The 13,683-nt window shown below is 36.8% G+C and carries 14 protein-coding genes; 8 read left to right on the forward strand and 6 right to left on the reverse strand.

Translation table 11 applies throughout. The annotated features are described in order from the left end of the window. Positions 1-255: 255 nt before the first annotated feature. The gene (locus tag IQ237_RS09585; protein ID WP_194054470.1) at positions 256-432 is read right to left on the reverse strand and encodes a hypothetical protein; all 177 of its coding nucleotides are present in this window, start codon (positions 430-432) and stop codon (positions 256-258) included. Positions 433-532: 100 nt separating this feature from the next. Further along, positions 533-1,729 carry an AI-2E family transporter gene (locus IQ237_RS09590; RefSeq protein WP_194054472.1) on the reverse strand — a complete coding sequence of 399 codons (1,197 nt, stop codon included), beginning with the start codon at positions 1,727-1,729 and terminating at the stop codon, positions 533-535. Between the two features lie 409 nt (positions 1,730-2,138). Between IQ237_RS09590 and IQ237_RS09595 the strand changes: the two genes are divergently transcribed. Together IQ237_RS09595 and IQ237_RS09600 are read left to right on the forward strand one after the other, a co-directional pair. Then, a complete protein-coding gene (locus tag IQ237_RS09595) occupies positions 2,139-2,522 on the forward strand; it encodes a hypothetical protein (RefSeq protein ID WP_194054554.1) in 384 nt (127 codons plus the stop codon). 321 nt (positions 2,523-2,843) lie between these two features. Further along, positions 2,844-4,259, forward strand: coding sequence for an LCP family protein (locus tag IQ237_RS09600; protein ID WP_194054473.1), 1,416 nt, complete (start codon positions 2,844-2,846; stop codon positions 4,257-4,259). A 148-nt stretch (positions 4,260-4,407) separates the two neighbouring features. Here IQ237_RS09600 and IQ237_RS09605 read toward each other — a convergent pair whose 3' ends face one another. Continuing rightward, positions 4,408-4,560, reverse strand: a complete 153-nt coding sequence (locus IQ237_RS09605; protein ID WP_194054475.1) for a nicotinate phosphoribosyltransferase — start codon at positions 4,558-4,560, stop codon at positions 4,408-4,410. A gap of 370 nt (positions 4,561-4,930) precedes the next feature. Between IQ237_RS09605 and IQ237_RS09610 the strand changes: the two genes are divergently transcribed. The 4 genes from IQ237_RS09610 to IQ237_RS09625 all read left to right on the forward strand — a co-directional run bounded on the left by IQ237_RS09610 (position 4,931) and on the right by IQ237_RS09625 (position 9,497). After that, positions 4,931-6,322, forward strand: a complete 1,392-nt coding sequence (locus IQ237_RS09610) for a nicotinate phosphoribosyltransferase (RefSeq protein WP_194054477.1) — start codon at positions 4,931-4,933, stop codon at positions 6,320-6,322. A gap of 86 nt (positions 6,323-6,408) precedes the next feature. Continuing rightward, positions 6,409-6,972, forward strand: coding sequence for a nicotinate-nucleotide adenylyltransferase (locus IQ237_RS09615; RefSeq protein ID WP_194054479.1), 564 nt, complete (start codon positions 6,409-6,411; stop codon positions 6,970-6,972). Further along, entirely contained in the window at positions 6,973-7,719 is a 747-nt protein-coding gene (locus IQ237_RS09620) for an NUDIX domain-containing protein (RefSeq protein WP_194054481.1), read from the forward strand. A 98-nt stretch (positions 7,720-7,817) separates the two neighbouring features. Next, complete coding sequence (locus tag IQ237_RS09625) at positions 7,818-9,497, forward strand: NAD+ synthase (RefSeq protein ID WP_194054483.1); 1,680 nt, start codon at positions 7,818-7,820, stop codon at positions 9,495-9,497. 51 nt (positions 9,498-9,548) lie between these two features. On the opposite strand, the gene IQ237_RS09630 is transcribed toward IQ237_RS09625, so the two are convergent. Continuing rightward, complete coding sequence (locus tag IQ237_RS09630; RefSeq protein WP_194054485.1) at positions 9,549-10,748, reverse strand: DUF4336 domain-containing protein; 1,200 nt, start codon at positions 10,746-10,748, stop codon at positions 9,549-9,551. Between the two features lie 102 nt (positions 10,749-10,850). After that, positions 10,851-11,537 carry a tetratricopeptide repeat protein gene (locus IQ237_RS09635; RefSeq protein ID WP_194054487.1) on the reverse strand — a complete coding sequence of 229 codons (687 nt, stop codon included), beginning with the start codon at positions 11,535-11,537 and terminating at the stop codon, positions 10,851-10,853. Positions 11,538-11,876: 339 nt separating this feature from the next. Between IQ237_RS09635 and IQ237_RS09640 the strand changes: the two genes are divergently transcribed. Both IQ237_RS09640 and IQ237_RS09645 read left to right on the forward strand, forming a co-directional pair. After that, entirely contained in the window at positions 11,877-12,203 is a 327-nt protein-coding gene (locus IQ237_RS09640) for a YbjQ family protein (protein ID WP_194054489.1), read from the forward strand. 223 nt (positions 12,204-12,426) lie between these two features. After that, the gene (locus IQ237_RS09645; RefSeq protein WP_194054491.1) at positions 12,427-13,062 is read left to right on the forward strand and encodes a hypothetical protein; all 636 of its coding nucleotides are present in this window, start codon (positions 12,427-12,429) and stop codon (positions 13,060-13,062) included. A 140-nt stretch (positions 13,063-13,202) separates the two neighbouring features. On the opposite strand, the gene IQ237_RS09650 is transcribed toward IQ237_RS09645, so the two are convergent. Continuing rightward, positions 13,203-13,661, reverse strand: coding sequence for a YbhB/YbcL family Raf kinase inhibitor-like protein (locus IQ237_RS09650; protein WP_228019943.1), 459 nt, complete (start codon positions 13,659-13,661; stop codon positions 13,203-13,205). Positions 13,662-13,683 lie beyond the last annotated feature (22 nt).

A 13,683-nucleotide genomic window follows, 5' to 3' on the forward strand; every position in this document is an offset into this window, starting at 1 on the left:
AATAAGGCAATTTTATTTTTGCTTAATATTGTTAGATATAGCTTACCGTTATCTCTGCCAAAAGGGAATTACTTAACTAGATAAATCCACGATATTTTATCTAATTTTTTCTTATAGTTCTATGGATTGGTTTATCTGATAGTATCTATCATATATAATCTATGATTATAGAAAGCAACAGGAAATAGGGGGAGCAAGGTCAAAAACATTAATTCTTGCTCCTGACTCCTGTACAGAAACCGCGCCAGAAAGTTTCTACTGACTTCTAGAAATTTGCAATTCTGATATAATTGGTGCTGATGCGTTTATGTAGCTAATAGGGGCGGGTTGCATATCTCGGTAGTCGAGTATTTGAACGACAATTAGGTAAGCTATAGCTAAAAGTATAGAAATTGCACCTGTAATAATGGCGACTATTTTTGAACGGTTCATCAGAATTTCCTAAAAGTTAAAATTTGATAGTTGATAATTGATAGCCTATTCCTGATCTCCTGACTCCTGACTCCTTGAACTCCTGACTCCTTAATGAGAGTTAGCTGTTTTGTATCGGCTGATGGCAAGGAACACCATCAGAAACACTGAGAGAATTATTGCCTGGAGGTGAAGGAGATTCCTCTGGTGTCATGGGTGCAGCTAACTCTCCAGAAACAGAATTTTCTTGATCATCACTCATGATCGGTGGACGAATGGCGCTAATAACCGTCTTGATGACAACAGCACAAGGAACTGCCACAATCACGCCTAAAAGTCCGCCGATTCTTGCCCCAGTCAAAACGGAAATGAGTATCCAAACTGGATTTAAACCTGTAAAACTGCCTAAAATCCGAGGTGCAATGATATTTTCAAGAATTTGTTGCACGATGACTGCTGCGGCCAAGACTCTAGCACCCATCCAAAAATCTTGTAGGGAGACTAATAAAGTTGTGATAGCGATACCCACAGAACCACCAAAGGGGATAAGCGCCATAATGCCTATAGTTAAGCCAAACAACAACCCAAATGGCACTTTCAACCACAAAAAGGTGGGAATCAGAGCCGATGCCATACAAGTAGATAAAATTAATTGAGTGATAAAAAAGTTTTGAAAACTCAGGCGTACTGTTCTGGAAAAAGGCTCACGAAATTTAGTAGGTAGCCATTCTACCAAGCTTTGCCAAAGTTCACCGCCATGTTGCAATAGATAAAAGGTCAAAACCATCGTTAGCAGAAAGTCTAACAAGCTGGTAAAGGTGACGACAGCGAGATTTAATACTTGTCCGGCTATAGCTTGCAGTTGACTCTTGACGCGATCATTAATTTGCACGACGATAGCATCAAGATTGATTGGTAAGCCCATCATCTCGGCTTTCTCGTTTAAAATCATTAACTGCGATCGCCCAGAGTCAATCAACTCTGGTAAACGGGCTACTAACTGCTGGGCTTGAGTTAGGGCTAGAGGAAAGAGGGTGACACCCAGCGCCAATAAAATTGATAAAGCTGATAAAAATACCAAAATGGCGACTTGTTCTCGTCTTGCACCGTGCTTTTCCATCCAACTTACTGGGTAGTTAAGCAGAAATGCCAGCACTGAGGCTCCGACTAAAATTACTATCAAAGAGTGGAAATAATGAAAAATTGCCGATATCGCCCAACCATTGAGAACTAATAGAGGAGCGAATAGCGCGATCGCCCCGATTCGCGCTACTGGTGTAAATGTTTGCCACCAGTCAAGTAGCTTTCTTGTCTGCATTTTTAGCTGATTGGGGATAGAACTAAATACAACTTAAGCTAAATTCTTGTTTACAGACTATTATCTGCTATATAAAACCTAGACAAAGCTAGACTTTACTTTCTACTTCAACGGGAGCATGGGAGCGGTTATCCCTCAGTAGACTTGCACGCTGTAGCCCAACGCGACTTTCTCAGGTTAAGATTTGGAAACAGACTATCACTATCAATGCTTGGTTTTCGCGTCGGTAATAGTCTGATTCAATACTTGATATCTGAGGATTATATATCAAGTTGGCATTTTTCTGAGCTAACTTATGTCCATTTTTGTCAACATAAGTATATTATTGTCTATAAAATGGTCAACTTAGGACAAGCTCTAACTATATGAATCTTATGTCTTCCTCTAGTTTATGATGAGACCCTCCACAATGGAAAATCTACCACCTATTGATAATTACCCACTTCCTCCAGAAACAGCCACTTCTAAAAGATTGCTGCTGTTATACTTGATTCCTGTGATCGGCTTTTTTCCTTCTCTTTGGACTCTCTATCGCCATGAGGGTAGTCGGGAACAACTGGCCGTGAGTCGTCTGTCCATTACCTTGGGCTTTACATGGATGTTAGGGTACTTGCTGTTAGCAACTGGGGCAGCTACTTCAGATTTTTTTACACTCCGTTTGTTAATTCTTAACAGTTTTCTAACATCTGGTTACTTTTTAGTGAGTGTTTGGTTAATTTTTCGTGTCATTCAAGGCAGGTCTTATCGTTTGCCTGGATTCAGTAGTTTTTCCGAGGGAATACTGCGTAAATAGTAAATTTACATTTGTTCATGTTTTTAACAATCTGAGGATTTATACCAGCATTTATAGGTAATCTACCCACCTAATATCATCAAATAATCAAATTCGGTTGATTATTGCCATACTTCGATAAACTACTTCCCTCAACTTCCCGGATGATCAAAAAATCAACAGAAATGCAGGTAAAGGTCTTGTAGTATCTACGATAGGTAAGTAAGTAGTTAATATTAAGAAGTATCTATCATGGTCTGATTTATCTACATATATTATTGTATTGAGTTTGTATTGAGTCAGCAAATTTACGGTATTTTAGCAGTCAGTGTGAGGAAATCTGTGACTAGTCAAAGAACATCAGCAGCAGGTAAAAAATCAGCGAAAGCTAAAGCTAAAGGCAAAAACTCTCGCAAATCAAAATCAGGTCGCTGGCTATGGTTTGCGGTGGGTATGGGCGGGATAGCAATGGTGTCAGGTATGGCAGGGGCTTTGTTGGCTGTTTCTTGGGATAGTACACCTTTGCAGCAAGCTCAGTTAAGTGCTAAGGAGGCAGCAGTTTTTGATAGTGATCGCATTTCTGGTAATGGCTTCCAATTTTCTCAATTAACTCGCCCTGTGAATATCTTGGTGATGGGGATGAGTGTACTGCCTCCAGATGTCCAAAACCCACCTATTGAAACCCAAGGACTTAGATATTTACCGCAAATTAATTCTTTTGACGGTCTTGCCGATGTGATGCTCTTGATCAAATTTGATCCAGAGACTAAAAAAATTGTTATGCTTTCTATTCCTAGAGATACCCGGACAGAGGTTGAAGGGTTTGGGGTGAAAAAAATTAACGCCGCCAATATTGATGGTGGACCTGCTTTAACTGCTAAAACCGTTAGCAATCTCTTGGGTGGTGTGGGAATTGATCGTTATGTCCGCATTAATGTCTTGGGCGTTGGTAAATTAATCGAAGCCCTGGGAGGAGTAACAGTCTACGTTCCCAAAGATATGAAGTATAAGGATGATTCCCAACATTTATATATTGATTTAAAGGCAGGTAAACAGCATCTTGACGGTAATCAAGCACTACAATTACTCCGGTTTCGTCATGATGAACTCGGTGATATTGGCAGGATTCAACGGCAACAAATGGTATTACGTGCCTTAATTGAACAAAGTCTCAATCCAGCAACATTAGCTAGATTACCTGAAATCCTGGAAACTGTTAGAGAAAATATTGATACTAACTTATCTGTTGAGGAACTTGTGGCGTTGGTTGGTTTTGGGGCGCGAACCAATCGTTCTAATATGCAGATGTTAATGCTTCCTGGTCGTTTTAGTGGAAAACAAGAGTATGAAGCTAGTTATTGGATACCCTATAAACGTTCGATTAATAAATTAATGGTGCAAAACTTTGGTTTAGAATCGACATCATTGTACTCGGAAATAATTGATCCAGCTAGATTGCGTGTAGCAATTCAAGATAGTACAGGAGGCGATCGCTCTCAAATTCGTCCCTTAATTACTGCTTTAGAACAAGCCGGATATCGTAATATCTTTATTTCTCAACCCTGGAGTATACCTTTAGAAACTACTCACATTGTCGCTCAACAAGGTGATAGCGATAGTGCTGAATCTATTCGTAATACTTTAGGTTTTGGCGAAGTGCGGGTTGAAAGCACTGGTAATATCGGTTCTGATATTAGTATTCAGGTAGGTAAAGATTGGTTAATACACAAAGCAGTGTTTGAAAATATGGTTAGGTGATAGGGAATAGGGAATAGGTAATAGGGAACAGGGAACAGGGAACAGGGAACAGGTGACAGAGGGAAGAAAAATTAGTTTTTTCTCCTGAAATCCTGAAATCCTGAACTCCTGCCTCCTGAACTCCTGACTCCCGACTTTTGAGAAAAATCTACCAAGATGCAACTTTACGTCTCTTATAGGGAACGCCGGTAAAAGGTTGAAAACCAGTGACAGGATAAGCGTCATCTGTAGGGCTAAAAATTCGCATGAAGGCTTCAGAAATAAATTGGGTCATACTAGCAAGCATTCTGGAGATAAACATAATCTAAGACTCCTTTTTTATGCCCTTTATCTGAGATATCTATTACTTTAATGCTGATATTTGTTGGTTGCTCATATTTGCAATATATTGATATTTTACGCAATGTTTTTTTAGATAGCTTTGCAATACTTTATCTAATTGAAGATTCAAACTTTTCCATTTAATTCTAATTGTAACTTCTTACCGCCGAATAGGGTATTTTAGAGGCATAATTATTCCTATTACCATTAAAAACTGTGAAATAATAGATATATGAAGATTAATTTGCCTTGATTTGCAAGGTTTTCAGGCATCATATTTTCTATACTTGACATTAATTATGGTATGATTTACCATAATAAGAGAAGCACTCTTAGTAGGACGCTTTCAGATGACAGCTTTTGCAAATGTTGATGATGACAAGTACAGCTACCAAAACCCAGAATTGAATCTTTGTTCTGAAAATTATAGTTTGCTGACAGACCTTTACCAGCTAACAATGGCAGCTTGTTACACAGGTGAAGGAATAGAACAAAAACGAGCCAGTTTTGAACTATTTGTGAGACGCTTACCTGAAGGGTTTGGCTATTTAATAGCGATGGGTTTGGCGCAAGCTTTGGAATATTTAGCTAATTTTCGTTTTAATTCCGCCCAAATTGCCGCTTTACAAAAAACGGGTATATTTGATGATGCACCTGAGCGTTTTTGGTCATTATTATCTGAAGGCAGTTTTACTGGGGATGTGTGGGCAGTACCAGAAGGAACTGCTGTATTTGCTAATGAGCCATTATTAAGAATTGAAGCGCCTTTATGGCAAGCACAAATAGTAGAAACTTATCTTTTAAATACACTCAATTATCAAACATTAATCGCTACCAGGGCGGCTAGATTACGTGATATTGCGGGGGAAAAGGCAAAACTTTTAGAATTTGGCACACGCAGGGCTTTTAGTCCTCAAGGCTCTTTATGGGCTGCAAGGGCAGCTTTAGCGGGTGGTTTAGATGCCACTTCCAATGTGTTAGCAGCAATACAGTTAGGTAAAAACCCAAGTGGTACAATGGCTCACGCTTTAGTTATGGCGTTATCAGCTTTAGAAGGAAGTGAACAACAGGCTTTTACAGCTTTTCATCAATATTTTCCAGGTGCGCCTTTATTGATTGATACTTTTGATACTGTTGCTGCTGCTGAAAAGTTAGCTAAAAAGGTAAATAGTGGGGAAATGACATTAACAGGGGTGCGTTTAGATTCTGGTGATTTAGTTAGTTTATCAAAACAAGTGCGATCGCTTTTACCAAAAGTTACGATTTTCGCTAGTGGTGACTTAGATGAATGGGAAATACAAAGATTAAAAAATCAAGGTGCAGAAATTGATGGTTATGGTTTAGGGACAAAATTAGTTACTGGTACTCCTGTAAATGGAGTTTATAAATTAGTAGACATTGATGGTATTCCAGTGATGAAAATGTCTAGCGGTAAGTTTACTTATCCTGGTAAAAAACAAATTTTTAGGTCTTTTGTTGATGGTAAATTACAATCTGATAGATTAGGTTTATTAGATGAAAATTCTGTAAAAGAAAAACCTTTATTAGAGTTAGTGATGAAATCAGGTAAGCAGATAAAACCGACAGAAAGTTTACAAACTATTCGAGAAAGAAGCGCATTTTCTGTGGCAAGTTTACCACAGGAAACAATAAGTTTAGAAAATCCAATTTCTGTAAAAGTAGAAATTTCAGAAATGCTGCAAAATTTAACTAATAAGACGAAATCACAATATGAATTATGAACGCAGATAAACGCAGATGAACACAGATAATAGGAATTATTAATTTATTACTGTCACCTGTCACCTATTTCCTGAACTCCTAAATTATGAACATTGCATTATTCGGAACAAGTGCTGATCCACCAACTGCGGGACATCAAAAAATTATTAAATGGTTATCTCAACATTATGATTGGGTAGCGGTTTGGGCTGCTGATAATCCTTTTAAAGAGCAACAAACTCCTTTACCTCATCGTGCAGCAATGTTGAATTTGTTAATTACAGATATTCAAGCACCATTAGGTAATATTAGTTTGGAACAAGAATTAAGTAGTTGGCGAACTTTGGAAACCTTAGAAAAAGCAAAGTTAAGATGGGGGGATTATATGGAATATACCCTTGTAATTGGCTCAGATTTAGTGAATCAATTACCACGATGGTATCATGTTGAAGATTTGTTAAAACAAGTGCAATTATTAGTGATTCCGCGCCCAGGATATGTCATAGATAATATTAGTTTGGAGAGAATTAGGGAATTAGGAGGACAAATTGCGATCGCTAGTTTAACAGGTTTAGATGTTTCCTCTACCGCTTTTCGTCAACAAAAAGATCATCAAACTCTCACACCCCCTGTTATAGATTATATTTATCGGGAGAAATTGTACGTTTAAATGCCACTACGTAACCATAAGAAAATCTCAAATTCCATACTTCAACAAACTTTGGCTGATTTTAAAGTCGGTGTGGATAATGTCATATTTTCTGTAGATACTACCAAAAATCGGCTGTTAGTTTTATTAGTAATGCGACAGCAAGAACCATTTTTAAATTCTTGGAGTCTTCCCGGTACTTTAGTTAGACAAGGAGAATCTTTAGAAAATGCTGCTTATCGCATTATGGCAGAAAAAATAAAGGTTAATAATCTTTATTTAGAACAACTTTATACTTTTGGTGGTCCAAACCGTGACCCCAGAGAAGAAATTAATAGTTATGGAGTGCGTTATTTATCAGTTAGTTATTTTGCTTTAGTTCGGTTTGAAGAAGCAGAATTAATTGCTGATAAAGTTGCAGGTATTGCATGGTATCCCGTTAAACAAATACCCCAGTTAGCATTTGATCATAATGAAATTATCACCTATGGACACAGAAGACTGAAAAATAAATTAGAATATAGTCCTGTAGCTTTTGAAGTCTTACCAGAAACCTTTACACTCAACGATTTATATCAGTTATACACCACAGTTTTAGGAGAAAACTTTTCTGATTATTCTAATTTTCGAGCGCGTTTATTGAAACTTGGTTTTTTATTAGATACAGGAATTAAAGTATCAAGAGGTGCCGGTCGTCCCGCGAGTTTATATAAATTTGATGCTGAAGCTTTTGCACCGTTTAAAGATAAACCTTTAGTTTTTATTTAAATTAGGTGAAAGGTGACAGTTAATAGAGAATAGATAAAAATTAGTTACCAATCACCAATCACCAATCACCAATTACCAATTCCCTATTCCCTTGATTTATGAAAATCGCCATCGCTCAACTTAACCCTATTATCGGTGACTTAACAGGAAACACTCAAAAAATCCTGGAAGTTGCACAACAAGCAGCAGCAAATAATGTCCGTTTATTATTAACACCAGAACTTTCTTTATGTGGTTATCCACCACGGGATTTATTATTAAATCCTAGTTTTGTGAAATCAATGGATATCACATTAAAAAAACTAGCTCAAGATTTACCACCTAATTTAGCTGTTTTAGTAGGAACTGCTGTTAAAAACAAAGATGCTCATATTACAGGTGGTAAAACTTTATTTAATAGTATTGCTTTGTTAGAAGCAGGAAAAATTAAACAATATTTTCACAAGCGACTATTACCAACTTACGATGTATTTGATGAAAATCGCTATTTTGAACCAGGGTTACAAGCTAATTATTTCGCTCTAGATGATATCAATATTGGTGTGACTATTTGCGAAGATTTATGGAATGATGAGGAATTTTGGGGTAAACGTCATTATGCAGTTAATCCTATTTCTGATTTATCCATTTTAGGTGTAGATTTAATTGTCAATTTATCCGCTTCTCCCTATACAGTTGGTAAGCAAAAATTAAGGGAAGCAATGTTAAAACATAGTGCAGCCAATTTTCAACAATCAATTATTTATACTAATCAAGTTGGCGGAAATGATGATTTAATTTTTGATGGGCGCAGTTTTGCTGTAAATAATCAAGGTGAAATAATTTCTCGTGCTAAAGGTTTTGAAACAGATTTTTTGACTGTTGAATTTGATGAACAACCGCGAGATTTACAGTTAGATTCTATTTCCCCAGTTTATGAATCAGAAGATGAGGAAATTTGGCAAGCTTTGGTTTTGGGTGTGCGAGATTATGTGAAAAAATGCCGTTTCTCTCAAGTGGTTTTAGGTTTAAGCGGTGGAATTGATTCCGCTTTAGTTGCTGCTATTGCTACTGCTGCATTAGGTAAAGAAAATGTTTTGGGTGTATTAATGCCTTCTCCTTATAGTTCTGAACATTCTGTGAGTGATGCTTTAAAATTAGGGGAGAATTTAGGAATTAAAACGCAAATTTTACCCATTGGGGAATTAATGCAAAGTTTTGATCATACATTATCTGAATTATTCACAGGTACAGAATTTGGTATTGCGGAGGAAAATATTCAATCTCGCATTCGTGGTACTTTATTAATGGGGATATCTAATAAATTTGGACATCTGCTTTTATCTACTGGAAATAAATCAGAAATGGCGGTTGGTTATTGTACTCTTTATGGTGATATGAATGGCGGTTTAGCAGTAATTGCAGATGTGCCAAAAACCCGTGTTTATTCTATTTGTAATTGGTTAAATACCCATAATCAAAAAGAAATTATCCCTCAACATATTATCACAAAAGCACCTAGCGCAGAGTTAAAACCTGGTCAAGTTGATCAAGATTCTTTACCAGCTTATGACATTTTAGATGATATTTTAGAACGGTTAATTAATAAACATCAATCAGCAGCAGAAATAGTTAACGCAGGTCATGATCAAGTAATAGTAAATAAGGTGTTAAAACTGGTTTCTATTGCTGAATTTAAACGCCGTCAAGCAGCACCAGGTTTGAAAATTACTGATCGTGCTTTTGGTACTGGTTGGAGAATGCCTATTGCTAGTAAAGTAGTAATTGGTAATGGGTAATTGGTAAATGATGTAAATAATATTGATCTATTACCTGTCACCTGTCACCTGTCACCTATTACACCTTTCCTTTTGAGGTGTAGCAATACCACGTTTAACTAAACTAGCTTCTAATTCTTGAATAAAACGCAAATCTTCCTTTAATAAAGGTTGCTGATAACTTGCTTTTGGTTGCTGTTCTAAAAAACTAAATGCTTGTCGAAATTCTTGAGGAGTAGCTTTAATAGGTGCATCAAAATGACAAGAAATAATTTGTTGAAAATCCCAAGTTGCAATTTTATCAGCCCATTCTATTGCTTCTCTTGCTCCTTGAGGAAGGATGAGAATTTGTAAAATTGGGGCAACAAAAGGACGACCATTACCAGATAATGCTGTAAAGGTATCTTGCCAATTTTCATCCCATTTAAAGGGGAAAAAACCAAAGTATGCTTTATGTGAACGATCAGGTGCTTGTTTGGTATCTTTCCAAATTTCCCCAAGTTGAGAAATTTTGACTGCACTGGGACGAAAATAAATTGCAAATAAAGCTATTCTTTGCCAACCACGATGACGGTTTTCAGCATTATCTGTAATTGTTTCTTGTGCATTTTCCCTAGCATGAAATAGTAAAGGATAGGGATCTATTTGTAAAATTTCTGGTGGTTCTTGAGTGATAGAAAGTATGGTATCTGTTAATAATAAAGTGCGAGATGGTTTATGTAATAATGCAACTTCTTGGAAAGAACCTTTACCTAAATTGATATCTAAAATAGCATATTCAAATTCATTACCAAAGGGGTTATTTTGATGATTTACTGATAAAAATAATGTCCGTTTTTGCGGAAAACCTAACCAACTGAGGGGAAGATTAAAAGGAATACTCCATTGATGGGGAGCAACATAAACTAAAGCCTGGGGAAATTTTCTGGCAAAAGGACCGACAAATATTTTATGTTCTAAACCGGAACTGGTAGGTAAAATTATATATTTTACTTCCCCATGTTTTTGTTCCAATTCCTTTACTAAATTGATACATTCTGGGGTGGGTGCTACAGGTGCATAAACTAAAAGTCCGCCTTCCTGTAGCTTAATTATGGTCATACGAACTGGTACAATTGTGTACAAAATGCCTTGTAATTGATCAAATATCCATAGGGTATCTTTGATAATTTCTCGGCATAAAGTCTTTCTTTTTCCGTAGGGATACAGAGGTAAAATAGGCCAAAAAGACCATGACAAATTTTGCTGATTTTCTATTCCCTGAGTATTCATAATTTTGGTAATTCACCAGAGTCTATTTCTTATTTTTAGCATTGGTTAGAGTTCAGCAATCATTTAATTTGTCAAGGAATTTTTTTCTGCTACCTACTAACATTAACCTCCGATCTCTCTGAGCATATTTTCTACTCTGTTTGCGCCTTCTGCATCATTACTACTGCGATATAAACTAAGAGCTTGTCTTAAAGCATTGCTGGCCTGTTGAGTTTGTCTACGTTGTTTGAACATTGAACCCATCAATTCATAAGTACGTGGATTGTTACGGTTTAATTTAATTGCTTCTTCAAAAGCCCACATCGCTGAAGTATAATCACCTAAAGCAGTTTGTGTGACACCTAAACCTAAATAAGCATTAAAATTGCTACGGTTTAGCTGGATAGCTCGACGATAAGCTTCTTTTGCTCCGTTGGTGTCTCCTAAATTACCTTTGATATAACCTACAGCGTAATAAAAGTCACTATTATTACCATCTAGGGCGATCGCACGACGATAAGCAGTTAAAGCTAACTGAAAATTACCTTGTTGAGCATATAAGAACCCAATTCCAGAATGAATTCTCGCATTTCTGGGAGCTAATTTTGCTGCTTCCTGATAGACAGCGATCGCCCCATTATAATCCCCCGTATCCACCAGTCTCCGCCCTTCTTCCAACAATTGCCTTAACCTAGCATCATTAGCCTGTGCAACTAATACTTCCGCACTTTCAGCCTTTACAGGAACAGCAGTCACGAAACTTCCTAATAATAGAACAGCCACTAAAAATGATGTTTGTTTGTGTAGCATATATTTCCTTAAATTTTAGTGAAGTTTTGTTTGTACATTAAAACAAAAATATTTAGTTTTGAAAACTGTATTTATTCACATTGACAAAATCTTCTAAAATTGGTAATTGTTAGAACCCTGTCCTGTTGCTGTATATAGGAATTCAGGCGAGCATCTATACTCATCTGATAAGTGGCAAGACTATGAACTAGATGCAATTCAATTGGCATTTACAAGTGTGGCAGGATGAAAATATAGGATGAAAATAAGATCCAAAAAGTTCCAGCAATTCTGGCAATCTGTGTCAGAGGCACATAAAAACCCAAACTTTAAACTATTGGCTGTCAATAAGGAAATATTATGCTTTTAAGTACAACCGATGTCATTCAAGGCGCTGTCATTGATTCATATTTGGGCATTGTCACAGCGGAAGTTGTCTATGGCAGCAATTTTTTGCGGGACTTTTTAGCCAGTATTAGGGATATTGTTGGTGGACGTACTGGCAGCTACGAACGTTTATTTGAAGAAGGACAACGGAAAGCACTAGAACAACTAGAACAAAGAGCGCAACGTTTAGGAGCAGATGCTGTAATCGGGATTGAAATTGATACAGGTACAATTAACGTTGACCAATCTGGAGTTTTGTTACTGATTACTGCTACAGGTACGGCTGTCAAGATGCGTTAGAATTTTGTCTTTTTTGAATATATAAAAGTCTGAAAAATTAAACATTTCTGCTATATTTCAAAACTGCATTTCACAACGTTATCTTCTCACTAAAGACATAGTGATTAACTCTTTCCACTGATAGATAATAAAAACACAAAATAGCAATTTAATTGTAAATAAAAGAATAAACCATAAATATACCTGAGCAACTTTACTGAAATAGCAAGGGAGAAAATAAACTATGTCTTATGTAAATAGAGTAGGGGATGAAATTATTGCTCCTGAGTCTGCGGTAGCAACAAGAGTCACAGAATACCGGGATCGGGTACGTTGGGGTCCAATAATTTCTGGTGTTTTAGTTGCTCTAGCTACGCAATTAATATTAAGTTCCTTTTTTGGGGCGTTAGGTGCAGGGAGAATTGCTGACTCTTTAGCACCAAGAAGCATAGCAACAGGTATTATCAGTAATGTAGGAATTTGGTCAACTTTAGCTTTATTACTTTCCCTGTTTCTGGGTGGTTGGATAGCAACCCGTGGCTGTGGACCAATGCACCGAGACACAGCATTACTTAACGGTGCAATTCTTTGGGCGACTACTTTAGCAATTAGCTCTTTTCTATTAGCAAATGGAGTCTGGGGTGCTTTTGGGGTTGCTGCTTACAATGCAGCATCAGTAATTAATCAAATTCAAGGACAAGGTACTACCATACCACAAAATTTACCTGCTTTAACTGCTGAACAAACTCGTGAAATTGCGGCTGCAACTTCTAGAACTTTATGGTGGTTTGTCTTGGGTTCTCTATTGAGTTTAGCAGCAGCATTGATGGGTGCAGTTGCAGGTGCGCGTAGTCCTCGCTCTAATAATTACAATCATTGATATTACCTGTGTTGAATAGTTATCATATCTGTTTGGCTGGTAATGGGTAATGGGTAATTGGTGATTGATTAGATCCCTGATTTCTTATTTATTCAATAAATAAATCGGGGATCTGATGATTATTTTTATTATCAAATAATTTAACCCAGACGTTGATATTTTCCCATTAATTCTGCTTTTGCTAAAACATGACCTGCCATTGCTGTTAAAATTTGATTCTTACTAACACCAGGTTCTAAATTCAACTTTTTATCTAAAGCATAAAGATGGAAAAAATAACGGTGAGTTCCACTAGGAGGACAAAGACCACCATAACCTAATTTGCCAAAATCATTTTTACCCTGTATTCCACCAATAGGAATAGTTTTACCCGCAGGAATTTTTTCAGCTAATTGGTTAACTGATGGGAGAATATCATAAATAACCCAATGCACAAAGGTCATTCTTGGGGCATCTGGATCATCAACAATTAATGCTAAACTTTGAGTATTTGGAGGAATCTCATCCCAGCTTAAAGGTGGTGAAATATCTGCACCATCACAGGTATATTTGGCAGGAATTAAACCATTATCTACAAAAGCACTGCTGGTTAATTTCATGGTTTTTGCTACCTTTGGATTA

The organism is Sphaerospermopsis sp. LEGE 08334, assembly GCF_015207205.1.
Lineage (GTDB): Bacteria > Cyanobacteriota > Cyanobacteriia > Cyanobacteriales > Nostocaceae > Sphaerospermopsis.